Raw genomic sequence first — 25,055 nt, 5'->3', positions numbered from 1 at the left:
AAGAACCCGATGCGCCACGCCCCGCTGCACCGCCCGTTGCTCACCCTCGCCATCGCCACCGCGCTGCCGGTGCTGGCCCATGCCGAAGACAGTCCCGGCACCGATGCCACGGCATCCGCCGATGCCGCCCGCACCGTGGTCGCGCTCGACCAGGTGGTGGTGACCGCGCAGAAGCGCGCCACCAACCTGCAGGAGACACCGATCTCGGTGTCGGTGGTCGATGCCGAAGCGCTGAAGGATCGCAGCGCGATCTCGCTGGGCAGCCTGTCCGATGGTTCCATTCCGTCGTTGCGGGTCACGCCGTTCGCCACCCGCAGTTCGGCGCTGAACATTGGCATCCGCGGCATTGGCGCCTCCGGCGATGCCAACCAGCCGGCCCGCGATGCCGGTGTTGGCATCTACGTCGATGGCGTGTTCATGGGCCGCGCACAGGGCCTGGGCAACATGCTCTACGACGTGGAGCGTATCGAAGTGCTGAAGGGACCGCAGGGCACGCTGTTCGGCCGCAATACCGAAGGCGGCGCGGTGAGCATCGTGACCAAGGCGCCCACTGGCGAATTCGGCGGTAGCGTCAGCGCCGGCGTGTCCAACTTCAGTGGCTACAACAGTGCACTGCACCTGGACCTGCCCAAGGTGGGAGACGTCAGCTTCAAGATCGATGCGGTGCAGGCTAGGCGTGGCGGCACCACCGACAATCCGATGCGCGGCGAGCGCGACTTCAACAGCTACGACAAGCGCGGCGCACGCTTGACCGCGCTGTGGCAGCCCCGTGATGACTTCTCGCTGCTGTATGCGTTCGATCGTTCCTACGATGCCACCACGCCGTACCACACCCAGGTGCTGGTGCCCGGCGCCTACCTCAGCCCGCTGCAGAAGACCGGTGCCAGCCAGGATCGCCGCGACAGCGCCATCCTCGGCGGCCCGCAGGAAGACAACATCGGGCGGACCAGTGGCCATCTCTTGAACCTGTCGTGGACGCTGAACGACAACCTGGAGCTGAAGTCGATCAGTTCCTATCGCGAACTCACCCAGGGCCAGTTCGACATGGGCCTGGTCGATGCGATCTCGGCCTACGGCGGCGCCGGTACGCCGTTCGGGCGTTACAGCCTGGCGAAGGTCTACCAGCACCAGTACAGCCAGGAATTCCAGCTGATCGGCAACACCTCGCAGGTGCAGTTCCTTGGCGGTGCGTTCTACTACCACGAGACCGCCGGCGACAATGCGCAGACCCCGAACATGCTGGCGTGGGGGCCGGGCGGCAACAGCTATACGGTGAACCCGGCGACCAACCCGCTGGATCTTTCACGGGTGCGGATCGACCGCGCCAGCAAGGCGTGGACCGACAGCCTGGGTGTGTTCGGCCAGGCTACGTGGACGCCCGAGGCACTGCAGCGCCTGCACCTTACTGCCGGCGGTCGCTACACCCGTGATGACAAGAAGGGCAGCCTGTACATCGTCAATGGCGCTGCGACGAACCTTGCATTCAAGGACCGCTGGAGCCGCTTCGACCCGATGGTCAACATCGCCTACGACCTCGGCGAGCACGCGATGGTCTATGCCAAGTACAGCACCGGCTTCAAGGCCGGCGGTGCCAATTCGCGCTCGACCAACTACAGCGCGTTCGGCCCGGAAGAAGTGACCGCCTATGAGCTGGGCTTCAAATCGCAGTTCTGGGACAACCGTGCCCGCCTGAACCTGGCCGTCTTCGATTCGACCATCGCGCACAAGCAGATGGACTTCTCGCTGCCGTTCGACCCGAACAGCGGCGAGACCCGCACCACCATGGTCACCACCAACGCACTGAGTGACGGCAAGTCGCGCGGCGCTGAGCTGGAGTTCAACGTGATGCCGGTGGACAACCTCACCCTCGGCCTCAACTACGCCTACACGAAGATCGATGCGCAGACCGCGACGGACCCGTTCGGCGCGGGCGTGCAGGTGACCGTGCAGCCACTGCTGGCCCCGAAGAATGCGGGCAGCCTGTCGGTCGACTACCTGGTGCCGTTCGCCAACTTCTCGGCACTGAAGTTCCATGTGGATGGCAACTGGTCCGATGGCTACTACACCAGCGAGTACGACCAGATGCTCACCGACAGCTCGTTCGTGGTGAATGCACGGGTGGCACTGGTGGATGTGCCGGTCAACAGCACCGGTACCACGATGTCGTTCTCGTTGTGGGCACGCAACCTGCTCGATGAGCAGCACCTGTTCTACAAGATCAACAGCGCGGCGCTGGGCCAGAGCGGCATCTTCAACGACCCGCGCACCTTCGGCCTGGATGTGGCCGTCAACTTCTGATTCGAACGGAGAACCCCATGAAGACCCGCCATACCGAACTCGCCCTGGCCCTGATGCTGAGCCTGCCGATGGCCGCGACGGCTGTTGCCACTGATGCGCCGCAGGCCGTCGCCGCGAAGACGACGGCCTCCGCCAATGTGAAGCCCGTCGCTGCCGATGCGCAGCGGGTGATTCCGCTGCAGGGCGCCTGGAACGTGCGTACGTTCGCCGGCCTCCAAGGCCGCCACGGCCCGATTCCGGCCGATGCGTTCGTGCGCACGGCTGATCTCGGCCGCCTGACCGATGCCGACCGTGATGCCCTCGTCGCCGCCGGTGTGAAGCTGGACATCGATCTGCGCACCGCCGATGAGGAAGCACAGTCACCGGACCTGCTGGCCCGCGATGATCGCTTCGACTATCAGCGCATTTCGCTGATGGGCACGGAGAAGATGGACCTGCAGAAGATGATGACCAGTTTCCCGGATTCGCTGGGCGAAGCCTATGTGCAGTGGTTGGGTCACAGCCAGCCGCAGTTCAAGCAGGTGTTCCAGCGCATCGCCGCGCAGCAGGACGGCGCGGTGCTGTTCCATTGCACGGCCGGCAAGGACCGCACCGGCATCATCGCCGGCCTGTTGCTGGACCTGGCCGGCGTGCCGAAGGCCGAGATCGTGCACAACTATGCGATCTCAGCGCACTACCTGGAAGGGCAGCCGAAGGACAGCGCAATGAACGCGCAGATCATGGCGCTGATCAAGCAGAACCCGGAGATCGGCCGCAAGATGGCCGGCATGGCGGGTACCGCGCCGGAGAACATGGGCATGTTCCTCGATGCCCTGTATGAGCAATATGGTGGTGCCGAGGGCTATCTAAAGTCCATCGGCCTGAGCGACGCTGAAATTCAAAGCCTGCAGGCGCGTCTTGGTCAATTGGGCTGATCATTGGAATCGCATCTGGAGCTGAACGGCAAGAGCGCTTGATCAACTGTACTGCGCAACTGTTGCAAAACGATTCCTTCTACAGGTGGTACCTAGGCTCAAACATGGCTCATTCGAATGGCCAGACCCTGAGCATCCAAAGTTCATCGCTCCATGGACCGGCCAGGATTTCGTAGACATCTCAGAGCCATAATCAATGGAAGCGAGAGAGGTGTCTATGGCAAGCAAGCAGTACACGGATGAGTTCAAGGCCGAGGCGGTCAAGCAGGTTACCGAAAGAGGCTTTGCTGTGGCCGAGGTTGCCACGCGGCTGGGGGTCTCATCCCACAGCCTTTACCAATGGCTCCGCAAGGCCAAACGCGAGGCCTTGGCGGGCACGCCAGAGGGGACGATGTTGCCGACGCCCAGGGACTCAGCCGAGGTGCGTCAGTTGAAGGCCGAGGTGAAACGTCTGACTGAAGAGCGCGACATCCTAAAAAATGACCGACGTCAAGCATTTCGTAAAACCGACCGGATGGCTCGAAGCCTATATGGGACGTAGGGTTAGCTCTATCTGGAATCGCTTTACAGTGCTGCGACGTTGTGGACTAGGAGCCACATAAGAGCATCGCGGTTGAAAACCGGAGCGTGCTGCATCGGGGGACGATTTCCAGTAGGCGGCGAGTTGACTTCGTCATCGTAGCCTAGTCGGTTTCGTCCTCCAGAACGAAGAACGCGCAGCTTCGGACTGCGCGTTCCACGATGACTACCAGCAGAAACCCGCCTTTTCATCTTGGCTTCAGCAGCGTGGCTTTGCTCACAACCTCTCTAGTCCCGAATCCCCGGCCGACTTCTATAAGGGCTTCGGACATGTGCAAAATTAGGCACGCCACATCGACGCCCGTTGTCGTAAGTCTGGTCGTGCAGCATCACACATTGATCTAAATCGTATTCCAGCGGGCTAGGTGCCGCTCCAGTTATCGAGCGTCAGAGGATGAGCTCGCGCTTTGCCGGCATCCTGTCCAAGCTCCGCGATCAAGTGCCGCGCGTTCCGGGTGTTCTTCGTCGCCTCGCTGACTGAGCGAACGTGGATTAGGCGGCAACAGGAGAGGGTCCACCAACCGCCCAAGGAACGGGCGCCCTGGCCTGCGCGGACGGTACCAGGCTGCTCACGGCGTCAAGGCGGCTGATCTGTTCCGGCGACAGTTCCAATGTCAGCGCACCCAGGTTGTCGGTGAGCTGGGTGACGGAACGCGGCCCGATGATCGGCACCGCGCCATGCGTGCCCGCCCAGGCGATCGCGACCTGCCCTGCATTGACACCCAGTTCGCCGGCGATGGCGAGCACGGTGTCAAGCACCTGCGTGCGCTGCGCCGAGTTCTCCGCCTGGAACACGCGTCCGCCGAAACCTTCGGCGCGGCCCTTCTCGCCCTGTCGGTACTTGCCAGTCAGCATGCCGCCTCCCAGCGGTGACCAGGTCACGACACCCAGCCCCAGCGCATGGGAGGCCGGGAACAGATCTGCCTCGGGCTCGCGGTGGACCAGGCTGTGTTCGAACTGCGCGGCCGCGATGGGAACCGCGCGCGTGAGTTCGGCCAAGGTCACCGCCCGGGCAAGTCGCCAGGCGGCGAAGTTGGACAGGCCCGCATAGAGGATCTTGCCTGCGCGCGCCAAGTCCTCGAAGCCGCGGATGATTTCCTCGACGGGGGTGATGCCATCGGGATGGTGCGCCCAATAGATGTCGATGCGGTCGGTCCTGAGCCGCTTCAGGCTTGCCTCGACGGACGCGACCATGGACTTGCGGCTGTTGCCGGTGACCAGCCGGTTGGCATCGGGAGCGGCACCATTGGTGAATTTGGTGGCGAGCACGAAATCCTCGCGGCGGCCTTCCAGCAAGGTGCCGAGCAGTTCCTCGGATTGGCCGAACTGGTAGACGTCCGCCGAGTCGATGAAGTTGCCGCCGGCTTCGGCGTAGGCGTTGAAGACCGCCTTGCTGACATCGGGATCGGCACCATAGCCCCAGCCCGTGCCGAAGTTGCCGGTGCCCAGCGCCACCTGCGAAACCCGCAAGCCGGTCTTGCCAAAGGGAGTGTATTTCATGTTGTGCTCCGTTGTTTAAATCGGAATGGTGTCGTCACTGTCGCCTGGTCGCATCACGCCCGGTACTGTCACCGCATGCGCCGCGGCACCACCAGATTGCCCACGGAAAGCTGCACGGCGTTCCCGTCTTGATTGAAGGTCGTCGTGCGCAGCTTGACCAGGCCTTGTTCCGGGCGCGACTTGGACGGCCGCACCGCCAGCACTTCGCTTTCCACGCGCAGCTCGTCGCCGGGCCGCAGAGGCAGGGGCCAGCGCAGTTCATCGAATCCCGCGCCGACGATGCCGCCGGCCGGCTTGAACTCGCTGTCCACAAGCAGCCGCATCGTGACGGCCGCGGTATGCCAGCCGCTCGCGGCGAGGCCACGGAAGATGGACGCGCCCGCGGCGGACGCATCCAGGTGGAACGGCTGGGGGTCGAACTCGGCGGCGAACGAGGTGATCCGCTCCTCGTCGATGCGGATCCGGGTGGTGCCGTTGAAGCGCTGACCCGGTGTCAGGTCATCCAGGTATAGAAGTGGCATCACTGCCTCTCCCGTCAGCGCTTTTCGAGTGCGAGGACGTCCGCCTGGGCAGCCGCGCCAGCACTTCGGTGCGGCAGGCCTCGAGAATTTCATCGGCGAGCGGCGAATCGTCGGGACACGCCCGCGACAGCATCAATGCGCCAACAACCTGCGCGATCACGCCAATGCGCTTGGCGCGATCGCCTTCGAGCGCGTCGTCGGCTGGCTCGCCGGAGCCATTTGCAAGCGTCTCCAGCATACCTTCGACGCCGGCCGCAAAAGCCGCCTTGGTGGACTCTGGCTGCCGCGCCGCGTCTCCGCTCAGCGCGGCGACCGCGCAACCGTCAGCACGATCGTCCCGGTGCTTTCGAGACAGGTAGTAGCTGACGAATGCCTGTGCATCGAAGCCCTCCGCCTTGGCGGTGCCCTGCTCAAAGCCGCAGCGCGCCGCTTCCGCCATCAGGTCGGCCTTGGACCCGAAATGCTTGTAGAAGCCGCCGTGAGTGAAGCCGGCGGCAGCCATGAGATCGGCGATTCCGACGCCGTCATAGCCCCGCTCGCGAAACAGATGGGAAGCCGTCTCAACGATGCGCGCCCGGTTCGCTTGCGCCTGCGCTTTGGTGACCTTCATGCCCTGGATCTCTCTGGATATGCCATCAGTAACGGCGCCACTATACATTGATGTCGAACATCATCAAAGCTTGACAATAAAGATGATGATCGACATCGTTGTAAAAGTTACCTCCGAGAGGACCCTGGAAATGACCGACACACACCTGACCGCGCCTACCCGCTTCGTCGAGGCAGGCGGCGACAAGTTCGCTTATCGCCGCTGGGGGAACCCCTCCAGCGGACAGCCCCCGGTGCTGTTCGTCCAGCATTTCCGTGGAGGCCTGGACCACTGGGATCCACTGCTGACCGATGGCCTGGCTGAGGGCCGTGAAGTCATCCTCTACAACGGCCGCGGCATTGCCTCCTCGACCGGCACGCCCCGCAACCGGATCGAGGACATGGCCGACGACATCGCCTCGGTGATCCAGGCCTTGGGTCTGCCCCAGGTTGATCTGCTGGGATTCTCGATCGGTGGCTTCCAGGTTCAGGAAGTTGCACTGCGCCACCCGCAACTGGTCCGCAAGCTGCTTCTTCTGGGGACAGGGCTACGGGGTGGTGATCCCAAGATGGAGCCCAAGGTGCTGGAGGTCGCGCCCAATCCAGTGCCGACTGCGGAGGACTTCCTGTATCTGTTCTTCGGTCGCTCGGAGGCTGCCAGGCAATCAGGCTTGGCCTTCTGGGCGCGCCGCCACCAGCGTGTGGAGCAGGACCCACCCAGTTCGATGGCGGTCGCCCAGGCGCAGGCCGAGGCTCATGCCGCCTACCTGCAGCCGCTGCCGGGCGAAAACCCTTACGCCTTCCTCAGCGCGATCACCCAGCCGACCCTGATCCTCAATGGTGTCCATGACGTGATGATCCCGACGATCAACGCCTGGCATCTGTCGCAGAACATTCCCAACGCACAGCTGTTGATCTACCCCGACGCTGGGCACGGTGCCCAGTTCCAGTACCCCGAGCGCTTCCTGAAACACGCGATCCAGTTCCTGGAAGAGTGAGTTCTGGGCACATCCTCATTCCTCCCTGACCAACGACACAGCAGATAGATCATGACTGACAAAACGCTTTTCGAGCCCTATAGCCTGGGCTCAATCAAACTTTCCAACCGCGTCGTGATGGCGCCGTTGACGCGTAATCGCGCGAGTGCGGGCCTGGTTCCCAGTGAACACGCCGCCATCTATTACAGCCAGCGCGCTTCGGCCGGCCTGTTGATTACGGAGGCCACGCAGATCTCAGCACAGGCCCAGGGCTACCAGGACACCCCCGGTCTCTACACGCAGCAGCAGATCGACGGCTGGCGCAAAGTGACCGACGCCGTTCACGCCAAGGGCGGGCGGATCTTCGTCCAGTTGTGGCACGTCGGTCGTATTTCCCACGTCGATCTGCAGCCTGATGGCGCTGCTCCGGTCGCACCCTCGGCGATTCGTGCCGAGACCAAGACTTTCGTCAACAATGGTTTTCATGACGTCTCCGAGCCACGCGCCCTGACCCTGGATGAGATCCCGGCCATCGTTGAGGATTTCCGCAAGGCCGCAGCCAACGCAATTGCCGCAGGGTTTGATGGCGTCGAACTCCACGGCGCAAACGGTTACCTGTTGGAACAGTTCATCAAAGATGGCGCCAATACCCGGACCGACGCGTATGGCGGCTCCATTGAAAACCGGGCCCGCCTCTTGCTGGAAGTCACGGCCGCAGTGGTCAAGGAAATCGGCTCCGACCGCACCGGCGTGCGCATTTCTCCTGTCTCGCCGGCCAACGGTATTTCCTGCAGCGATCCGCAACCGCAGTACGACTACATCACCGAGCGGCTCAGCGCGCTGGGTATTGTCTATCTGCATGTGGTGGAAGGCGCCACCGGCGGCCCACGCGATGTCGCGCCGTTCGACTTCGATGCGTTGCGCAGCCGCTTCAAGCACACCTACCTGGCCAACAACGGCTACGACCTCGATCTGGCCAACTCCCGCCTGCGCGAGGGCAAGGCCGACCTGTTCGCATTTGGTCGCCCCTTCATCAGCAACCCCGATCTGGTCGAAAGGCTGGAGACAGGCGCTCCCCTTGCCGCGCTGAACCCCGCCACGCTGTATGGCGGGGGCGCGGCCGGCTACATCGACTACCCGGCCCTCGGCGATTCCAACGCCCAATAAGCACAGCCCATGCCGCAAGTCGCGGCATGGGCCCGTCTTTCAAACAAGAGATGACTCATGACCACTCGCAACACAGTTCTCATCACGGGCGCTTCAACCGGCATTGGCGCCATCTATGCGGATCGCTTCGCACGCCGCGGCCACGACCTTGTATTGGTCGCCCGCGACAAGGTGCGACTGGAAATTCTCGCTGCCCGCCTTCGCGAAGAAACCGGCGCCAGCGTCGACATTCTCACTGCCGACCTGACCCAACCGGGCGACCTGGCCGCAGTCGAGGCGCGCCTGCGCGAGGACGCCAGCATCGAAACCCTGATCAACAACGCCGGGGCCACGTTGTCCGGCCCGTTCATCAACCAGTCGACCGACGCGGTCGCCGGCCTTGTCGCCCTCAACACCACCGCACTGGTCAGGCTGGCCAGCGCCATCGCACCGCGCCTGGCGCAGGCCGGCAAAGGCGCGATCGTCAACATCGGTTCGGTGGTCGGCCTGGCGCCCGAGTTCGGCATGTCGGTCTACGGCGCGACCAAGGCCTTCGTGCTGTTCCTGTCCCAGGGGTTGAGCCTGGAGCTCACGCCCAAGGGCGTCTACGTGCAGGCGGTGTTGCCTGCTGGCACGCGCACCGAGATCTGGGAGCGCGCGAGCATCGACGTCAACACGCTTTCCGAATTGATGGACGTAAACGAACTGGTCGACGCGGCACTGGTCGGCTTCGACCGCCGTGAAGGAGTCACCATCCCGCCGCTGCATGACGCGGCGACCTGGGAAGCGCTGGATACCGCGCGACGCGGCCTTCTTTCCGACCTGCGGCAGGCACATGTGGCCGACCGCTATCGGGTGGCGTCCTGAAAAGACGCGCCCTGAGCTGTTCGGCCGAAATGGAACCAAGCCCATTCATCTCAAATAACAGAGAACACCATGTCTGAGCCCTATGCACTATGCGTCATCTTCCCCGTGAAGCCGGAGCATGCCGACGAGTTCGCCACTTTGGTCCGAGAGAACGTTGCCGGGACCCGCAAGGACAAAGGGGTCGTCACTTTCAACGACCACCAAGTGGTGGGCGAGACGACCTGGATTCTCTACGAGATCTGGGAGAGCAAGGCCGATTCCGATGCCCATCGGCAGAAGCCCGACGTCCAGGCCTTTTTTGCGAAGGCGCCGCGGTTGCTGGCCGGCGAACCCAAGGTTTTTCAGTTGGGCGAGATCATCTAACGAATCGCGCCGCGACTACCTGTCCAGGAAAGAACCATGACATTCAAAGCACTAGTCGCCAGCCAGACGGGCGAAACGATTCTAACCAGCCTGGTCGACTTCAAGGACCAGGACCTGATGCCAGGCGATGTCACCGTCGCGGTCGAGTACTCGACGGTGAACTACAAGGACGCGATGGCACTCAGTGGCCGGTCGCCTGTCATCCGCAGGTTTCCGCTGATTCCAGGCATCGACTTTGCCGGCGTCGTGGAAGCCTCCAGCTATCCTGGCATTGCGGCCGGCGACCGCGTGCTGGCCAATGGCTGGGGACTGAGCCAGACCCACCATGGCGGCTTCGCACAGAAGGCGCGAGTGAGCGGCGATTGGCTGGTCAAGGTTCCTGAAGTCTTCTCGACCCGGGATGCCATGGCGATCGGGACCGCAGGTTACACCGCCATGTTGTCCGTGCTGGCGCTGGAACACGGCGGCCTGATGCCTGAGCACGGCGATGTTCTGGTGACCGGCGCCAACGGCGGCGCAGGATCGGTGGCAATCGCGCTGCTGTCCAAACTCGGCTATCGCGTGGTCGCTTCGACCGGACGCCTTGATGAAGCCGATTACCTGCGTGCGCTTGGCGCCAACGAGATCATCGACCGGCACACCTTGTCCGCACCGGGCGCACCGATCGCCAAAGAGCACTGGGCAGGTGCCATCGACTCGGTCGGCAGCCATACCCTGGCAAACGTACTGGCGCAGACCCGGTATCGCGGCGTGGTCGCAGCCTTCGGACTCGCCCAGGGCGCGGATCTGCCCGGATCGGTCCTGCCCTTCATCCTGCGCAACGTCACCCTGGCTGGCATCGATTCGGTCAATGCGCCTCAGCAGTCGAGGCTTCAGGCCTGGGCACGCCTGGCCGTTGACCTGGCTCTGGATAAGCTGGCGCGGACAACCAGAGTGATTGGCTTGGCAGAGGTTCCTGAAGTGGCCAGCCAGGTACTCGCAGGCAAGGTGCAAGGCCGCACGGTCGTCGATGTAAATGCATAACCGACACATCTGACGCCATTTCAGCACCCCGGCAAGCACTGTGAAAACACGATGCTCCCTACCGATTCAGCACCGAGGATCGAACATGCGCTACACCGACTCCCCCACCCAAACCATGGATGTCGGTGGGACCGCATTCGCGTATCGGGACCTGGGACCCCGGGGCGGCATACCGCTGTTCCTGCTTAACCACTGGGGCGCGGTCCTGGACAATTTCGATCCGCGAATCGTTGACGGACTCGCCAGCCGTCATCGTGTCATCGCGATCGACTACCGCGGCATCGGCGCGTCGGGTGGAACCGCCCCGGTGACCGTCGAGGCGATGGCCCGCGACGTCATTGCGCTCATCGAGGCGCTGGGTTTCGAGAAGGTCGATCTGCTTGGCTTCTCCCTCGGCGGGTTCGTGACGCAAGACATCGTGCTCAAGGCCCCTGACCTGGTGCATCGCCTCATCCTGACCGGGACAGGGCCGGCAGGCGGCAAAGGCATCGACAAGGTCGGGGCAGTTTCCTGGCCGCTCATGCTCAAAGGCTTGTTGACCCTGCGGGACCCCAAGACCTACCTGTTCTTCACTTCCACGGCAAATGGCCGGCGAGCTGCGAAAGCCTTCCTGGAGCGACTGAAAGAGCGCAAGGCAGATCGGGACAAGGGGCCGACGCCCAGTGCCTTCCTCCGACAATTGAAGGCAATCAAGGCGTGGGGGCGGCAGGCGCCTCAGGATCTGGGCGGCATCCGAATCCCGGTCCTGATCGCCAATGGTGACAACGACATCATGGTGCCGACCGTGAACAGTCATGACCTGGCGCGCCGGATCCCCGGCTCACAGCTGGTCATCTACAAAGATGCCGGGCATGGCGGGATTTTCCAGTATCACAACGAGTTCGTATCCAAGGCGCTCGGCTTCCTCAATGAGCGACCATCCAGTGACGACCGTCAGCATGCGGGCGGGACGACCCGAACTCCCGTCATTCAACAATCTTGAAGAAGAGCCCTCATGAAAGCATTCATTATCGACCGATATGGGAAGAAACAGACTGGCCACCTCCACGAAATGCCCGAGCCGAAGGTGGGGGACGATGACGTTCTGATCCGGATCCACGCGGCGAGCGTCAACGTGCTGGATCTCAAGATAAAGAGCGGTGAGTTCAAGCTGATCCTGCCTTATCGCCTGCCGTTGATCCTGGGCAACGACCTGGCCGGTACGGTGGTGCGGGTCGGTGCAGGTGTCCGCAACTTCAATCCCGGCGACGAGGTGTACGCGCGCCCTGATGATGATCGCATCGGCACGTTTGCCGAGTTCATCGCTGTCAAGGCGTCATCGGTGGCGCTCAAATCCGGCAATCTCAGCATGGGCGAGGCCGCCGCCCTGCCCCTGGTCGCCCTGACCGCCTGGCAGGTGCTGGTTGAAACCGCAAAGCTGAAAAAGGGCCAAAAGGTCTTCATCCAAGCCGGCTCCGGCGGCGTCGGGACCGTTGCCATCCAGTTGGCCAAGCATCTGGGGGCATTCGTGGCGACGACCACGAGCACGGCCGACATCGATCTGGTGAAGTCACTGGGAGCGGATGTCGTCATCGACTACAGGAAGGATGACTTCACCACCGTGCTCCGTGATTACGATGTGGTGCTCAACAGCCTTGGCAACGACGAACTGAACAAGTCACTCCAGATTCTCAAGCCGGGTGGGCATCTCATCTCCATCTCCGGCCCCCCTACCCCGGCGTTTGCCAGCACGCGAGGACTGGCCTGGCCGCTTAAGCAGGTGTTGCGCCTGCTGAGTTATGGCATCCGCCACAAGGCGAAGAAAGCCGGCAGTCAGTACACGTTTGTGTTCATGCGTGCGGATGGGGCACAGCTGTGCGAGATCACTTCCCTCGTCGAAGCTGGTGCAATCCGCCCAGTCATCGACAAGATATTTCAGTTCCAGGACACCCATGCAGCCTTGGCCTACGTGGACGGTGGGCGTGCCAAGGGCAAAGTCGTGGTGCAAATGATCTATCTGCTGTTCATGCCTTGGCCCGCGTCTGCGGCCAGGCCCCTTCCGAATCAGTCATCGTATGGCCGCCTCGGACAGTGAGTTCCTTGGCTGCTCCACACGGTAGGAGAACGATTTGAGTTCATACACAGGCGTCAATATTGGCAAACGCGCCCTCGTGACGGGCGCATCCAGTGGCATCGGTGCGGCTATCGCCCGCGAGCTCGCGGCGCTAGGCATTGATCTTGTGCTTACAGCGCGGCGTCGTGACGCGCTCGAAGATGTCGCCGCGACCTGCAAAGGCGTGAAGGTCGAGATCCTCACCGCCGATCTGGGAAGGCCCGATGCCGCGCGCACGCTGTGGGACTCCGCTACCGCCAGTGGCCCGATCGACATTCTGATCAACAATGCCGGGTTCGGCTATTTCCGCCGATTCGACGAGGTCGACTGGGCGCGCGATGCGGAACTTATCCAGCTCAACATGACCTCTCTCGTTGCGCTCGCTCGGCTCTTCGTCGACTCGCACAAGGCAAGCGCCGAACGCGCGCACATGGTGAACATCGCCTCGACCGGCGCGTACCAGTCCGTGCCTCACATGGCGTTATACGCCGCATCGAAGGCCTTCGTGCGCAACTTCAGCGAGGCCCTCCATGACGAGCACCACGGCACGCCGCTGTCGGTGACCTGCGTCTGCCCTGGCGGCACCAAAACCGCGTTCCATGCCGAGTCCGGCGGGGGCGACTACTCGCGGATCGCGAACGCGTCCATGAACAGCGCGGATTTCGTGGCTCACGCCACTATCCGCGCGATGCTCGGCGGCAAGCGCACGGTTGTGCCAGGTTTGTTCAATAAGCTGTCTTGCTTCGGCGTGCGATTCTTGACGCGGCGGTTCGCGTCGCGGATAGCGTCTCAAGTGCTTGGGCAGCCACGGTTCGTGCTGCCCGCGCGTAGCCAACCTTGAGAGTGGAGATTGCGCGGTTGAAAACGCGGGTGGCGCGGCTGACGATGGAGCGCGACATCGCAAAAAATCGCCTGAAGCGACTTTTGACATCGCGAAGCGATGGCCCGAAGAACCTTCCCCGGACTTGATCCGGGGTGGCCGGCAAGGACTGTGGGCCAAAAAAGGGCCGGCGTCAAGCCCTTGACAAAAATCGATAGGAGGCCGAAAGCCTAAACGAGACAGGGAGTTAGCTCTACTTCGGGCCGTTTTGCGGGGCTGCGGCTATGTGGGCTAGGAGCCACATGGGAGCGTCGCGGTAGAGGGCCAAGTCGTGCTGCATCGGGGACGACACCAACAAACGGTGGCGGGCTTGCCGCGCGATCATAGCCCACTCTGTCGCCATCCACCGGAACGAAGAGCGCGCAGCATTGGGCTGCGCGCTCAAGGAGCGCATCGGCAATGCGTTCCAGCATTGCGTCGAGCGCTAGCTTGTTTCGAAGCAAACCCAACTCTGGGCGACCCAGTATTCTGGTGCCGAGTTGATCAAACCTGGTGGCCATAATCGGAGGAAGACACTTCAAGCGGTGGGGGACGGGAAGGTCACCGTCAGTGCTACGCCCGCACCGCGCAAACCCGGCCCCATGCTCACGTCGGCACCATGTTGTTGGGCGATCTGCGCCACCAGCGACAGACCGATGCCACTGCCGCTGCCGGCGGTGCCGGCGACGCGGTAGAAGCGGTCGAAGACCCGCTTTCGATCTGCGGGCGCGATGCCCGGGCCATCGTCCGCCACGCGTACGAACGGGCAGCCGCCCGGAGTCGTTCCGCAGGACACAACGATGTGTCCGCCCTCCGGCGCATAGCGGACCGCGTTGTCCAGTAGATTGCGTAGCATCACACCCAACGCGTCGAGTCGTCCCGTGACAGTACAGGCCTGGACATCGAGTTGGATGTGCTGCTGCTTACGCGCGGTGACCATGTCCCAATCCCGCACCAACATGGCGAGAAGTGCGTTCAGTTCGATCTTGATAGGCGCGTCAGCACTATCGCTGATGGCGTCCATGCGGGCCTGATCCAGCAGTTGTTCCGACAGGCGCGAGGTACGCTGCGCGACGAGGCGCAGCTTCTCGATGGATGTCGCCGCATCGGAACTCCCGACACTGCGCGCCACTAACTCAGCATGCACGCTCAATGCGGCCAGTGGTGTGCGTAGTTCATGTGCAGCATCCTCCAGGAAGCGGCGCTCACGGTCCATTCCACCTTTTACGCGCAATAGCAGCTGATTGATCGATTGGATGAAGGGATGCAGTTCGACCGGCATGCCAACCAAGGACAGCGGGGTCAGATCAAACGGACCGCGGCACGAAATGACCTTGCCGGAGCGGTCGACTTTGCGAAAGGTGTGACCGACCACCGCGCAGCTCGCCGCCGCCAGCACCACGAAGAGGCCAGAGACGATGATCAATCCACGCTTGAGGCTATGCCAAGACTGGGCGCGCCAGGCACTCCACGGTTTGGCCACCTGTACCTGCACGCGACCGCTAGTGTCGGTTAGCGCGAACACGCGCCACTCGGCCCCTTCCTCCATCACGTCGGTGTAGCCATCGCGGAACCCTCTGCTCAAAGGCTGGGCGGGTGACTCAGGTGAGCGCATCAGTAATCGCTGGTCGGCCAACGACCAGACGTGGAACCTGACTTTATCGCCGCCGACATGGCCGAACACTGGCGACGAAAACCGTTCGGTGGGAGCCGCATTATCAAGCAGACTGGTCGGCAGCGACGCCAGCATCTGGTTGGCCACGTCGCGCAGCCATTGATCGCGTACGCCGGTTTGCGAGCGCGTGGCTTCGTACTGCTGAAAGGCAAACATGGCGATCCAGGCCAGCATCAGCGTCAGCAGCAACGTGCCGGTGAGCTGCCTGCGCAGTGTCCTCATTGCGGCGCCTCGATACGGTATCCCAGGCCGTGAACGGTGGTGATCAGCTTGTCACCCAGCTTGCGGCGCAGTTGGTGAATGTACACGGCGACGGTATTGCTTTCTATGGCACCGCTGTCGCCATAGACGGCGATCTCGAGCTGCTCGCGGCTGACGGTGTGGCCGATGCGCTCCATCAGCGCCAGCAACGTACGGTACTCGTGCGCGCTGAGGCCAACTTCCACGCCGCCCCGGGTCACTGCACGCCGTGCAGGCTCCACGACCACGTCGCCGCAACGCAGCGCAGACACGACAGCGTTGCTGCTGCGCCGGACAACGGCGCGCAGCCTGGCCAGCAGCTCATCAATCTGGAACGGTTTGACGATGTAGTCATCGGCGCCCAGGTCCAGGCCCTGCACGCGCTCGCTCAACCGGTCGCGCGCAGTCAGGATGAGTACGGGCGTGGCGTCATAGCGGGCACGCAGTTGTTTCAGGACCGCTAGGCCGCTGCCGTCAGGCAGCCCCAGATCCAGCAGTACCGCATTGAAGCCATGCACCACCAAGGCCAGCTTTGCTTGTGCGACGCCGCGCACCCACTCCACCTGCGCGCCCGACTGAGTCAGGCCGGTATGCAGCGCGTCGCCCAGCATGACGTCGTCTTCCACTAGCAGGATGCGCAAGGGCACTCCAAGGTAATCAAGCGAGGTTAGAGAATGCTATAGCTGCCTTAAGAAACTATTAAAAATTCAAGCCGACAATGTGATCAGAAGAACGACGAGGCAGCGTGCCCGTCGCGCCAATGCATGGGAAACAATGGGATGATGCGACGGATTTTAGCAAGCAGACGGACAATGATCTCAGCCCTGCTGATCACCCTGGCAGGCAAGGCACAAGCCGATGACAGTAACGCCAATTTTATCGGACTAGGCGTGGGGGCTGTGCCGGTATACGAAGGCTCGCGAGAATACCGCGCCCTGCCCGTGCCTCTGATCAACTACGAATCGGGCAGCTTCTTTGTTTCTCCTCGCGCCGGGCTGCCGGCCGTGGGTCTGAAGATCGATCTGGGCCCTGATTGGACCACTGGCGCGTTCGTGGGCATGGCACTGGGGCGGAAAGCGGATGATTCCGACCGCACCGAAGGGCTGGACGACATCGACTTCCACGCCACCTATGGCGCCTTCATCGAATGGTCTCCCGGCTCCTATTCGGTGATGGCGGCCTATCGGCAGGCCGCCCGTAGCAGTTACGGCGGCACACTGGAATTGCGCGCCACCTACGAAGCCTGGCGTGCCACCAACAACCGTCTCACCTTGGGTGCAAGCACACAATGGGCCAACGACGATGCCATGCAGACCTGGTTCGGCGTGACGCCCTCGCAGGCGGCACGCAGCCGCGCGGGGCTGGAAGCGTACTCGCCCACATCCGGCTTCAAGTCCGTAGCGCTCTTCGGCACTTGGGTCCATCGCATCGATGCGCGCTGGAGCGCAGTGACGACACTGGCCGTCAACACCCTGCTGGGCGATGCCAGCGACAGCCCGCTGACCGAGCGCAAGACGAACGTCTTTGCCAACGTAGGCGTGATCTACGCATTCTGACGGCACCTGTCCGACTTGGCAGCCATGGAAGTTCTTCCAATGAAACACCCTCATCGCACAATAAATTGCCGCAACGAGAAAGACGCACAGGAGCATTCCCGCATGACAGGCAAAGATAAACTTAAAGCCGACGCATCCTCTTGGCAAGAAATGCTGCCCCGTTTTCGCAAACTATATTATGGCGGAAATTGGCATGCCCCCATCGGGGGTGAGTTAAGAACGGTGTATTGCCCATCCACCGGGAATGAATTGTGCAAAGTTGCAGAAGCTGACGAGCGCGATGTCCACTTGGCCGTTGAGTCCGCCCGAGAAGGATTCAAGCAATGGCGCCAGATCAAACCTCTCGACAGGGCAAAGATACTTAGAGAAATGGCCGCCATACTCCGGGATAGGACGGATGAGCTGGCGCTTCTCGATGCCTTGGATTGTGGAAATCCCGTACGAATGTTGCGGGAAGATGTGGCAGCGGCTGCAACGCTGCTGGACTTCTTTGCGGGGCTTGTTACCGAGATGAAGGGAAGCTCAATACCCATGGGCCCCGGGGCGTTGAATTTTTCGACACGGGAACCCTATGGCGTTGTCGCGCGAATAGTCCCGTTCAATCACCCTCTCCTGACGTGCGCGGGGAAAATCGCGGCACCGTTGGCAGCAGGAAATGCCGTCATCATCAAGCCATCTGAACAAAGCCCCCTCTCGGCTTTGCGGCTAGCCGATCTCTTCGGCGAGCTATTGCCGCCTGGCGTCTTCAATGTATTGTCTGGGGCAGGGGCGGCCGGCGCCGCCCTCTCACAACATCCCGGCGTTTCAATGATCACCGTAGTTGGGAGTGTACCCACGGGGCGTGCGGTAATGCGTTCGGCAGCGGAGACCATAAAGCCCGTGCTCCTTGAGCTGGGAGGGAAGAATGCCCTTATAGCCCTACCCGATACTGATCCAGACCAAATTGCCGACGCAATGGTACGCGGCATGAATTTCGAATGGTGCGGGCAATCATGCGGATCAACAAGCCGGGCATTCATTCATAGCGATATATATGATGATGTGGTCGAGAAGGTCGCATCATGCGTCACTCGATTTAGACCTGGCCTTTCATCAGACCCTGAAACCACCATGGGGGCATTGATATCAAAGGCTCAACTGGACCGCGTGGCAGGACATGTTGAGCGAGCAACGGCAGCAGGGGCAAGACTTGTCGCTGGCGGCGCGAGGCCTGCAGATAAATCACTAGGGAACGGCTGGTTTTTTGAACCTACTGTGTTTGCGGACGTAACGGCGGACATGGAAATCGCCAAGGAAGAGATTTTTGGCCCCGTGCTCTCCATAATCAAATGGAATGACAAATATGACCTTATTCGACAGGTAAATCAACTAGACCTTGGGTTGACATGCTCCATATGGACCAACAACCTGCAAGATGCCAATCAATTGGCCCAGGACGTTGAGGCAGGTTTTGTGTGGATCAACGACGTGGCCAAGCATTTTCTTGGCGCGCCATTTGGCGGCATGAAACAATCCGGGATTGGCCGGGAGGAATGCCTAGGTGAGCTCCTTGCTTTCACCAGAGAGAAAAATATACACATCAATTTTGCATAGGAGCTTTAATCCTATGAAGCCTTAAGAGACGTCTTGCACCAGCCCTTCCGAAGCAGGGGCACTGCCCAAGACACGCGATCAGCTGGTAGCTCAGTTGATCGCGCAATGTCGTGAGGGACGTAATTTTGGGGAACGGCAGGCGCCAGAGGAACCCTGCCTTGTTACCACGTACACAGCAAGCATGCAGCCAGGCGAGCACTCTCCCACACCAGCAAATGGGCCAACCATTGGCCGAGTGCAGGCACTGCCGATTGTACAGCCCTCGATACAGTTGACGATATCCAGCCGGGCCTGCAACCGCGTATCGGGCCTTCATATGCCCTCGCCCACTACCTCCCCACCAACCTGGCTGATCAGCCAGCTGCAAGCCCTATTCCATAGCTCAGAATCAGGACCCAATCTGAAGAAGCCAAAGTGGCCAATCGCTGCTAGCCCCTCATCCTTGGGCGCAACGGTCCAGCGCTCAACATGAGTACCCGTGAAGTGCCTAACGAGCAATTCGATGGCGGTTGGATTAGCCCATCGATCATCAGTGAATCCTATCGCGGCGAGCGGAATGGCGACGGCCGCAAATCGGTCGGCGGCAGCTACCGACGGGTCATCAAAGAAATATCCAGGCATCCGGGTCCATCGCGCCCATTGGAGCATGACACCTGCCGGCACATCCTCGCCAAGGCCCAAGCGCTTGTTCGGCATGTACCCGAAGATGCGGCACGCCACCGGCGCCAAAATGCGCATCACGAACCGAACACGTGCGCGTTCCCAGGCACCCCGTATCGTCGCAGAAACTCCGGCGTGGCTGGCGATGAGCATGGCCGCCTGCAGATTGCTCGCCAAGGTCAGACCAACTGCGTGGCCGCCAAGGCTGTGCCCGACGGCCAGCAATGCTTGACCTTGGAAGTGCTCCCTCGCCCATTCGTTCACCGCAAGGGCGTCCTTCGTGGCCCAGTCCAGCATATCGGCGCTGTAGTCCACCAAGGATGCAGGTCGTGAGCGACCCGTTCCCCGATAGTCGTAGGTCACCGCCGTCAGGCCGTGCGCAGCAAGGAATTGAGCGAATTGCCTGTACAGGCGCTGCGTGACCGCTACTGCGGGTTGAATCAAGACGACTGCACGTGGCTGTGCAGCCGCCCATACGGTTGCCGCTACCTGCGCCCCATCCTCCGTACGAATCATGACCTCCTGTCCATTCATAAGGCGGCTCACAGTTGGATTGAAACCGAGCATATCATCGCCAGTTCTATGTGCAGCATATCCATTTCCAGCCCCGCCGTGGTGAGATGAGAGCTTGGCCAGGGGGGGGCAACCTTTGCTTATGAGATGCCCGCCCGTTCACAAGAGCCCGATGCCATCGGGTACGACCCGAGTTCTTCAAGCTCCCGCAGGAAGCCGCGGTCGATGTAGCCGGGAATCTTTCGATACTCGCCCAGCACTCGTGCAGAGAAGTCGGAGTCCTGATACCAGTTGGATTTGTCGACAGAGAAATAGTTGACCCACTGCGCGCTTACCGTGGGCTCGGGCCAGTGGCGTCGCAGTGTCATCAGGTATCGCCGCGCCGAACAGACCTTGCCGACGGCCAGAATGCTGCGCCGTTCTTCGGAGGGAAGTTGAGACTCTGCCAGCACACGTGCGAACCGAACGTTCTCACCGGTGTTCATGGCCGCAGGCTCGACGAGAAGGGCGCTCTCCGGAACACCGAATTCCCTCAATCGGCCCGCGATGACGTGCGCCTCTGCAGTAGGAAGTCCTCGGGTCTGGCCGCCCGAGATGATGGCCCGCAAAAACATCCGGGAATGCCACAAAGTGGCGACGGTCGCACAGAACGCTTCCACCCCGTGCCGCGTCCCGAAGATCAGCGCCAGATCGGAGCGGACCGCCGGTATCTCCGGCATGATGTAGTGACCGATTGCCTGCAATTCATCCGTCATCGATTTTCCTCGCCCGCTTGGGATGACACGCTCTCCTGAAGCAATTTGATGAGCGCTCTCAAGCCTGTTGATACGTGGTGTCGACTCGGGTAATAGAGGCAAACGCCCGGAAAGCGTGGGCACCAGTCTTCCAACACACGCTCCAGCTTGCCTTCACGCTCGGCATCAATGACCAGATAGTCGGGCACAAACGCGATGCCAACCCCGTCAATCGCGGCTTCCACCATGAGGATCTGGTCCGTAAGCGTCAGGGGGCCGGTGACATTGATGGGTTCGGCAATCCCGTGACGCTCGAACTCCCAGCGATAGAGGGCACCGCTCTCGAAGCGGAACCGAATGCAGGCATGTCGGTGCAGGTCTTGCGGGACCTGGGGGCGACCGTGTTCAGCAAAATACCGCGGAGACGCCACCGCAGCAAAACGTACGGTCTCGACCACGCGTACAGCCACCATATCCTTGGGGACGGCCTCAGCCAGGCGAATGCCGGCGTCAAATCCATCGGCGACGATGTCCACCAACCTGCCATCGATCACGATATCAAGATGGACCTGCGGGTATTCGCGAAAAAAGCGTGCAACCAAGGGCCTCAGAATCATCCGAACGGCCGCGTCGCTTGCATTGATTCGGACCGTGCCGCTCGGCGTATCGCGAAAATCATTCGCTTCCCCCAGGGCTTCGGCAATCGATGTCACGGCAGGACGGAGTTTCACCGCGAGCCGCTCTCCGGCTTCGGTCAGCGAGACGCTTCGCGTCGTTCGATGCAGCAGTCGGACGCCCAGCCTGCTTTCCAACCCCTTCACCGAATGGCTGACCGCCGAACGAGTCACGTTGAGCTCGACCGCGGCCGCCTGAAAGCTGCGATGGGTGGCCACCGCCAGAAACACGGACAGCGAGAAAAGGTCGCAGCCTTTCAATTGGTGAGCATTTTTCATCTTGGCGTCAAATATACGCCTTATTGTTGAGTTCTTCTAGGTACACTACAGTTCTAACTCCCTGTCTTGTATTGGAGCATTTGCGATGGCTAGCCACGGCAACTACACGGCGGAAAAGGTCGCCTTTCCCTCCCACGGCGAGACCCTGGTCGGCGTGGTCTATCGCCCCAAGGGCGACGGCCCGTTCCCGACAGCGGTTCTGTTGGGGCCCTATTCCTTCGAGAAGGAGCAGGCCCCAACCCATTACGCCACACGCTTGGCAGACGAAGGATTCCTTGCCTTGGCCTTTGACCCGCGCACGGTGGGCGAGAGCAGCGGCGAGCCGCGCCGGCTTGAGAACCCGAAGATGAAGAATGAAGACGCCGTTTCGGCGTTGGACTACCTGCTAACGCGGCCCGACGTTGATGCCGAGCGAGTGTTCGGCCTTGGCATCTGCCAAGGCGGCCCCGAGATGCTCGACATCGCGTCCTACGATGCCCGGATCAAGGCGGTCGCCGCAGTCACGGGCTACTACCGTGACCGCGAAACGGACCTGTTCATGATCGCCGCGGGCGTCTCGGAAAATCCGTTTGATGCGGCAACCGCACCGACGAGCGAAGAACTGGAAGCCTTGTTGGCGGCCAGACTTGAACGCGCACGGCAAGCCAAAGCGCTTTACGAAAAGACAGGCGAAGTCATCTACAAGCCCCTCGTGGATCCCAATCTGGGCGACCGGAAAACGGGGTCGGAAGCGGGACTGCCCGGTCCGTTGGTGTGGAGCTGGTATGGCTCCTGGACGCTCAAGGGCTGGGAAAACCGCTACGCGATTATGAGCGACCTGGATCATTTCGATTATACGACTGTGCCGGGGGTGGCCAGGCTGGACAAGCCGGCACTTGTCGTCCATTCCGATAGCTGCATGAATCCGGCAGCGGCGCGCCGGCATTTCGAGTCGATTCCGACCGCTGACAAGAAGCTGATCTGGGAGAATGGGACCAACCACTTCCAGTATTACGACCAGCCCGATGTCGTAGACCGTACAGTCGGGCATGCTGCAGATTGGTTCCGTCAGCACATAAGCTGAATCACTGCCACGCCGGCAGGCATCCTGGATGCGATTGAGCCGCCCAAGCCGCGATGCGGCAAGATGGGCCCGTTCCGTCCCTGCCAGCGTCGGCGACTCGAACCAGCGTCTCGTCTTGTCGCGAAGATCCCCCCATGGCCGTCTCAGACCTCTGTGGGTTGACATTGGGGTTTGAGGCGCAGTGGAACGGAAAGTGCAAATAGTCCTACGCGGCGGCCAATCGTTGCTGCAATGCACCGATCCCCAGCCTCATGCACATGACGCGACACATACCGCGCCGCGCCCAGGGTGCAGCCAGGCTTCAAGGGGCCCCTCTTGTTCTCAGCCGTCTGCAGTGAGCGCGCGTTTGGCGCAACAGGCGACCGAGCCTTTGGCTCGGTCGCCTCCTCAACGAATTGCTATTGCCCCAGATGTAAGCTGATTGACGCGTTCGCGAACGCCGCCGCGCCGACCACCGTCACGTAGTAGGTGTCTGCAGGCGGTGCCGGAATCTGGACCGTCTCGCTATTCCCTGGTCGAGTAGAGAATGCGCCATGGCGCGATTCGGTCGCGACTGCTCCCTTGCGCAGATAGAGCGAGAGATTGCCCGTTCCGCCATAGGGATGCTCTGAACAACTACTTCGGTAGTGCCGGCCGCTGGCCAGCAGCCTGAGAGACAATGGCGGCACACGTTGAGAAGCTATCGATGCAGCTGACATTTTGCTGGTGCAGCGCTGGGTCCTGGCTCGCCTGCGCAACCGGGTGTTCTTCTCCCTGGACGAGCTGAACCTGGCTATCGCCAGACTGGTCGAGCACCTGAATGACCGGCCGATGCGGGGCTGTGGCGGCAAATCCCGCCAGCAGTTGTTTGAAGAACTGGATGCCCCCGCCCTCTACGAGTACGCCGAGTGGAAGCTGAAGGTGCCGGTGGGGCAGGACTATCACGTCGCTTGGGAAGGCCATTTCTACTCCGTCCCGCATCGACTGGTAGGGAGCAAGATCAGCCTGAAGGCCACCCGGGACGGCGTACTCGCCTTCCATCGTGACAAGCGCGTTACACTTCATGTGCGTAAGCAGGAAGTGAGCGGCTGCAGTATGCTTCCCGAACATCAGCCGCCGGCCCATCGGGCCTACTCGCAAGACACGATGGAACACCTGATGGAGTGGGCCAAGCAACAGGCCGACGCGCTCTTTGTAATCGCCGTTGAAGAGTTGCCACATACCGCCACCGGCAAGTTGCTCAAAACCGCGACTCGCCAGATCATCCTTGATGAATATGCCCGACGAATGCTCGAGGGAGATCGATCTGCGCAACGTCGATGCGTTCGATCCTCGAAGACAGGATGATCCATTTTGGAAGCCACATGCGAATGCAACAGAGCCAAAAATGGCGCTCACTACTGCGCACCCGATGTGCACTCGCATGCGGGTGGGGATTTGTCGCGATTTCCCTGTCGTTTCATGTGCATGCCGCCGATTGTGATGGCAATAGGACGCTCATTACGCTGCCGCCCATTGCTATCGCATCTGACGCGCCAATAGGAACGGTATTGTGGAGCCAAAAAGGAATTCCTTTTAATTCCTATTGTTATATGCCGACTTTGTTGCATACCCGTCAGATTTACCTATGGCGCGCAGATTTGAGTTCGGCATTGCGTAAATATGGGTTGACGTTCTGGCTAGTCTATGCGGGAAATGGCGGCAACACCCCGTCGCAGATCAAAAATCCGATAGTACTTGATATTCCATGGAATCAGTCGAGCGGCTATGCAAGCGGCGTGGTGGACCTGGAACTGCGCAAGATCAGCGACACACCAGAGGCAGGCTCGCTGGTAGGCGTAGCGGATGTTACCGCCTTCTACCTGGACGGCAATACGAACTACCAAAAGGGGGCGCAATATATTCGGGGGCTGCGCGACATTTCGTTCATTTCCTACACGTGCGATATTGACACGGGCTCACGCGACATGACGGTACCTCTGGGTAAGGTGCGCGTAGACCGATTTTCCGGGTACGGCTCCACATTGGCAGAGCAGAGCTTCAATCTCAACTTGAGTTGCTCGCAACCCGCAGGAGCCTACACTGTTGCTGTGACATTTTCCGCAATGGCCGACAGCTCCAGGGCACCGGGTGTACTGGCGTTGGCGCCGGGGCCCAATACTGCCGCGGGTGTTGGCATCCAACTGCTGAAGGATGGTTCACCTGTCGCATTTGAGCGCGAACTCGCCGTGGGCTCCGCGACGGGAAGCGTGGCGCTCGCCATTCCCATGACCGTGCGCTACTACCAAACTGGTCACACCGTGGTTCCCGGAGAGGCGAACGGCATCGCCACATTCGTTCTCACCTATAAGTGACAGGGCAG

At 61.3% G+C, this 25,055-nt stretch carries 24 protein-coding genes and 1 pseudogene; 16 read left to right on the top strand and 9 right to left on the bottom strand.

Going from position 1 to position 25,055, the window contains the following annotated elements; genetic code table 11:
- The first annotated feature begins 9 nt into the window (after positions 1–9).
- From ACIPR8_RS19240 to ACIPR8_RS19230, 3 genes and pseudogenes are all read left to right on the top strand, one after another.
- Positions 10–2,298, top strand: a complete 2,289-nt coding sequence (locus ACIPR8_RS19240; RefSeq protein WP_446542053.1) for a TonB-dependent receptor — start codon at positions 10–12, stop codon at positions 2,296–2,298.
- Positions 2,299–2,315: 17 nt separating this feature from the next.
- The gene (locus tag ACIPR8_RS19235) at positions 2,316–3,212 is read left to right on the top strand and encodes a tyrosine-protein phosphatase (RefSeq protein ID WP_446542052.1); all 897 of its coding nucleotides are present in this window, start codon (positions 2,316–2,318) and stop codon (positions 3,210–3,212) included.
- A gap of 217 nt (positions 3,213–3,429) precedes the next feature.
- A pseudogene (locus ACIPR8_RS19230) lies at positions 3,430–3,699 on the top strand (transposase); the annotation flags it as partial.
- Positions 3,700–4,283: 584 nt separating this feature from the next.
- Here ACIPR8_RS19230 and ACIPR8_RS19225 read toward each other — a convergent pair.
- The 3 genes from ACIPR8_RS19225 to ACIPR8_RS19215 form a co-directional block, all read right to left on the bottom strand.
- A complete protein-coding gene (locus ACIPR8_RS19225; RefSeq protein ID WP_446542051.1) occupies positions 4,284–5,246 on the bottom strand; it encodes an aldo/keto reductase in 963 nt (320 codons plus the stop codon).
- 113 nt (positions 5,247–5,359) lie between these two features.
- On the bottom strand, positions 5,360–5,812 hold the full coding sequence (locus tag ACIPR8_RS19220; protein WP_446542050.1) for a MaoC family dehydratase: 453 nt from the start codon (positions 5,810–5,812) through the stop codon (positions 5,360–5,362).
- Complete coding sequence (locus tag ACIPR8_RS19215) at positions 5,790–6,422, bottom strand: TetR/AcrR family transcriptional regulator (protein ID WP_446542049.1); 633 nt, start codon at positions 6,420–6,422, stop codon at positions 5,790–5,792. Before ACIPR8_RS19215 ends, ACIPR8_RS19220 begins: the two co-directional genes overlap by 23 nt.
- Between ACIPR8_RS19215 and ACIPR8_RS19210 the strand changes: the two genes are divergently transcribed.
- From ACIPR8_RS19210 to ACIPR8_RS19175, 8 genes are all read left to right on the top strand, one after another.
- Positions 6,421–7,398 carry an alpha/beta fold hydrolase gene (locus ACIPR8_RS19210; RefSeq protein WP_446542048.1) on the top strand — a complete coding sequence of 326 codons (978 nt, stop codon included), beginning with the start codon at positions 6,421–6,423 and terminating at the stop codon, positions 7,396–7,398. The two genes, ACIPR8_RS19215 and ACIPR8_RS19210, sit on opposite strands and share 2 nt — an antisense overlap.
- A gap of 51 nt (positions 7,399–7,449) precedes the next feature.
- Positions 7,450–8,544, top strand: a complete 1,095-nt coding sequence (locus ACIPR8_RS19205; protein WP_446542047.1) for an alkene reductase — start codon at positions 7,450–7,452, stop codon at positions 8,542–8,544.
- A gap of 57 nt (positions 8,545–8,601) precedes the next feature.
- On the top strand, positions 8,602–9,390 hold the full coding sequence (locus ACIPR8_RS19200) for an SDR family NAD(P)-dependent oxidoreductase (RefSeq protein ID WP_446542046.1): 789 nt from the start codon (positions 8,602–8,604) through the stop codon (positions 9,388–9,390).
- A gap of 69 nt (positions 9,391–9,459) precedes the next feature.
- Positions 9,460–9,753 (top strand): putative quinol monooxygenase, encoded by a 294-nt coding sequence (locus tag ACIPR8_RS19195; protein WP_446542045.1) that lies wholly within the window; start codon positions 9,460–9,462, stop codon positions 9,751–9,753.
- 36 nt (positions 9,754–9,789) lie between these two features.
- Positions 9,790–10,776 carry an acrylyl-CoA reductase (NADPH) gene (acuI, locus tag ACIPR8_RS19190; RefSeq protein ID WP_446542044.1) on the top strand — a complete coding sequence of 329 codons (987 nt, stop codon included), beginning with the start codon at positions 9,790–9,792 and terminating at the stop codon, positions 10,774–10,776.
- Between the two features lie 85 nt (positions 10,777–10,861).
- Complete coding sequence (locus ACIPR8_RS19185; RefSeq protein ID WP_446542043.1) at positions 10,862–11,758, top strand: alpha/beta fold hydrolase; 897 nt, start codon at positions 10,862–10,864, stop codon at positions 11,756–11,758.
- 12 nt (positions 11,759–11,770) lie between these two features.
- Entirely contained in the window at positions 11,771–12,850 is a 1,080-nt protein-coding gene (locus ACIPR8_RS19180) for an NADP-dependent oxidoreductase (protein ID WP_446542042.1), read from the top strand.
- A 34-nt stretch (positions 12,851–12,884) separates the two neighbouring features.
- Positions 12,885–13,709, top strand: coding sequence for an SDR family NAD(P)-dependent oxidoreductase (locus tag ACIPR8_RS19175; protein WP_446542041.1), 825 nt, complete (start codon positions 12,885–12,887; stop codon positions 13,707–13,709).
- A gap of 556 nt (positions 13,710–14,265) precedes the next feature.
- Here the strand turns inward: ACIPR8_RS19175 and ACIPR8_RS19170 are convergent.
- On the bottom strand, positions 14,266–15,624 hold the full coding sequence (locus ACIPR8_RS19170) for an ATP-binding protein (RefSeq protein WP_446542040.1): 1,359 nt from the start codon (positions 15,622–15,624) through the stop codon (positions 14,266–14,268).
- Positions 15,621–16,283 carry a response regulator transcription factor gene (locus ACIPR8_RS19165; protein ID WP_446542039.1) on the bottom strand — a complete coding sequence of 221 codons (663 nt, stop codon included), beginning with the start codon at positions 16,281–16,283 and terminating at the stop codon, positions 15,621–15,623. The genes ACIPR8_RS19170 and ACIPR8_RS19165 overlap by 4 nt, the downstream gene beginning before the upstream one ends.
- 171 nt (positions 16,284–16,454) lie before the next feature.
- On the opposite strand from ACIPR8_RS19165, the gene ACIPR8_RS19160 reads away from it, so the two are divergent.
- Together ACIPR8_RS19160 and ACIPR8_RS19155 are read left to right on the top strand one after the other, a co-directional pair.
- A complete protein-coding gene (locus ACIPR8_RS19160) occupies positions 16,455–17,198 on the top strand; it encodes a MipA/OmpV family protein (RefSeq protein ID WP_446542038.1) in 744 nt (247 codons plus the stop codon).
- Between the two features lie 102 nt (positions 17,199–17,300).
- Positions 17,301–18,791 carry an aldehyde dehydrogenase family protein gene (locus tag ACIPR8_RS19155; RefSeq protein ID WP_446542037.1) on the top strand — a complete coding sequence of 497 codons (1,491 nt, stop codon included), beginning with the start codon at positions 17,301–17,303 and terminating at the stop codon, positions 18,789–18,791.
- A gap of 312 nt (positions 18,792–19,103) precedes the next feature.
- Here ACIPR8_RS19155 and ACIPR8_RS19150 read toward each other — a convergent pair whose 3' ends face one another.
- From ACIPR8_RS19150 to ACIPR8_RS19140, 3 genes are all read right to left on the bottom strand, one after another.
- Entirely contained in the window at positions 19,104–20,018 is a 915-nt protein-coding gene (locus tag ACIPR8_RS19150) for an alpha/beta hydrolase family protein (RefSeq protein WP_446542036.1), read from the bottom strand.
- A gap of 86 nt (positions 20,019–20,104) precedes the next feature.
- Entirely contained in the window at positions 20,105–20,719 is a 615-nt protein-coding gene (locus ACIPR8_RS19145) for a YdcF family protein (protein WP_446542035.1), read from the bottom strand.
- The gene (locus ACIPR8_RS19140) at positions 20,716–21,651 is read right to left on the bottom strand and encodes a LysR substrate-binding domain-containing protein (RefSeq protein ID WP_446542034.1); all 936 of its coding nucleotides are present in this window, start codon (positions 21,649–21,651) and stop codon (positions 20,716–20,718) included. The genes ACIPR8_RS19145 and ACIPR8_RS19140 overlap by 4 nt, the downstream gene beginning before the upstream one ends.
- A gap of 85 nt (positions 21,652–21,736) precedes the next feature.
- Between ACIPR8_RS19140 and ACIPR8_RS19135 the strand changes: the two genes are divergently transcribed.
- Entirely contained in the window at positions 21,737–22,714 is a 978-nt protein-coding gene (locus tag ACIPR8_RS19135; protein WP_446542033.1) for an alpha/beta hydrolase, read from the top strand.
- A gap of 398 nt (positions 22,715–23,112) precedes the next feature.
- Here ACIPR8_RS19135 and ACIPR8_RS19130 read toward each other — a convergent pair whose 3' ends face one another.
- Positions 23,113–23,412 carry a PPC domain-containing protein gene (locus ACIPR8_RS19130; protein WP_446542032.1) on the bottom strand — a complete coding sequence of 100 codons (300 nt, stop codon included), beginning with the start codon at positions 23,410–23,412 and terminating at the stop codon, positions 23,113–23,115.
- Between the two features lie 7 nt (positions 23,413–23,419).
- Between ACIPR8_RS19130 and ACIPR8_RS19125 the strand changes: the two genes are divergently transcribed.
- Entirely contained in the window at positions 23,420–24,040 is a 621-nt protein-coding gene (locus ACIPR8_RS19125; protein WP_446542031.1) for a Mu transposase domain-containing protein, read from the top strand.
- Complete coding sequence (locus tag ACIPR8_RS19120) at positions 24,013–25,047, top strand: fimbrial protein (RefSeq protein WP_446542030.1); 1,035 nt, start codon at positions 24,013–24,015, stop codon at positions 25,045–25,047. Before ACIPR8_RS19125 ends, ACIPR8_RS19120 begins: the two co-directional genes overlap by 28 nt.
- Positions 25,048–25,055 lie beyond the last annotated feature (8 nt).

Source organism: Stenotrophomonas sp. LARHCG68 (assembly GCF_052871705.1).
Note: the sequence above shows the minus strand (reverse complement) of the source record. Positions and strands in the feature narration are given on the sequence as shown.

Coding starts and splice junctions, on each gene's coding strand:
- ACIPR8_RS19240 (WP_446542053.1), top strand. CDS start 10: ATGCGCCACGCCCCGCTGCACCGCCCGTTGCTCACCCTCGCCATCGCC.
- ACIPR8_RS19235 (WP_446542052.1), top strand. CDS start 2,316: ATGAAGACCCGCCATACCGAACTCGCCCTGGCCCTGATGCTGAGCCTG.
- ACIPR8_RS19220 (WP_446542050.1), bottom strand. CDS start 5,812: ATGCCACTTCTATACCTGGATGACCTGACACCGGGTCAGCGCTTCAAC.
- ACIPR8_RS19210 (WP_446542048.1), top strand. CDS start 6,421: ATGCCCTGGATCTCTCTGGATATGCCATCAGTAACGGCGCCACTATAC.
- ACIPR8_RS19215 (WP_446542049.1), bottom strand. CDS start 6,422: ATGAAGGTCACCAAAGCGCAGGCGCAAGCGAACCGGGCGCGCATCGTT.
- ACIPR8_RS19205 (WP_446542047.1), top strand. CDS start 7,450: ATGACTGACAAAACGCTTTTCGAGCCCTATAGCCTGGGCTCAATCAAA.
- ACIPR8_RS19200 (WP_446542046.1), top strand. CDS start 8,602: ATGACCACTCGCAACACAGTTCTCATCACGGGCGCTTCAACCGGCATT.
- ACIPR8_RS19195 (WP_446542045.1), top strand. CDS start 9,460: ATGTCTGAGCCCTATGCACTATGCGTCATCTTCCCCGTGAAGCCGGAG.
- acuI (WP_446542044.1), top strand. CDS start 9,790: ATGACATTCAAAGCACTAGTCGCCAGCCAGACGGGCGAAACGATTCTA.
- ACIPR8_RS19185 (WP_446542043.1), top strand. CDS start 10,862: ATGCGCTACACCGACTCCCCCACCCAAACCATGGATGTCGGTGGGACC.
- ACIPR8_RS19180 (WP_446542042.1), top strand. CDS start 11,771: ATGAAAGCATTCATTATCGACCGATATGGGAAGAAACAGACTGGCCAC.
- ACIPR8_RS19170 (WP_446542040.1), bottom strand. CDS start 15,624: ATGAGGACACTGCGCAGGCAGCTCACCGGCACGTTGCTGCTGACGCTG.
- ACIPR8_RS19160 (WP_446542038.1), top strand. CDS start 16,455: ATGATCTCAGCCCTGCTGATCACCCTGGCAGGCAAGGCACAAGCCGAT.
- ACIPR8_RS19155 (WP_446542037.1), top strand. CDS start 17,301: ATGACAGGCAAAGATAAACTTAAAGCCGACGCATCCTCTTGGCAAGAA.
- ACIPR8_RS19150 (WP_446542036.1), bottom strand. CDS start 20,018: ATGCTCGGTTTCAATCCAACTGTGAGCCGCCTTATGAATGGACAGGAG.
- ACIPR8_RS19145 (WP_446542035.1), bottom strand. CDS start 20,719: ATGACGGATGAATTGCAGGCAATCGGTCACTACATCATGCCGGAGATA.
- ACIPR8_RS19140 (WP_446542034.1), bottom strand. CDS start 21,651: ATGAAAAATGCTCACCAATTGAAAGGCTGCGACCTTTTCTCGCTGTCC.
- ACIPR8_RS19135 (WP_446542033.1), top strand. CDS start 21,737: ATGGCTAGCCACGGCAACTACACGGCGGAAAAGGTCGCCTTTCCCTCC.
- ACIPR8_RS19130 (WP_446542032.1), bottom strand. CDS start 23,412: ATGTCAGCTGCATCGATAGCTTCTCAACGTGTGCCGCCATTGTCTCTC.
- ACIPR8_RS19120 (WP_446542030.1), top strand. CDS start 24,013: ATGCGTTCGATCCTCGAAGACAGGATGATCCATTTTGGAAGCCACATG.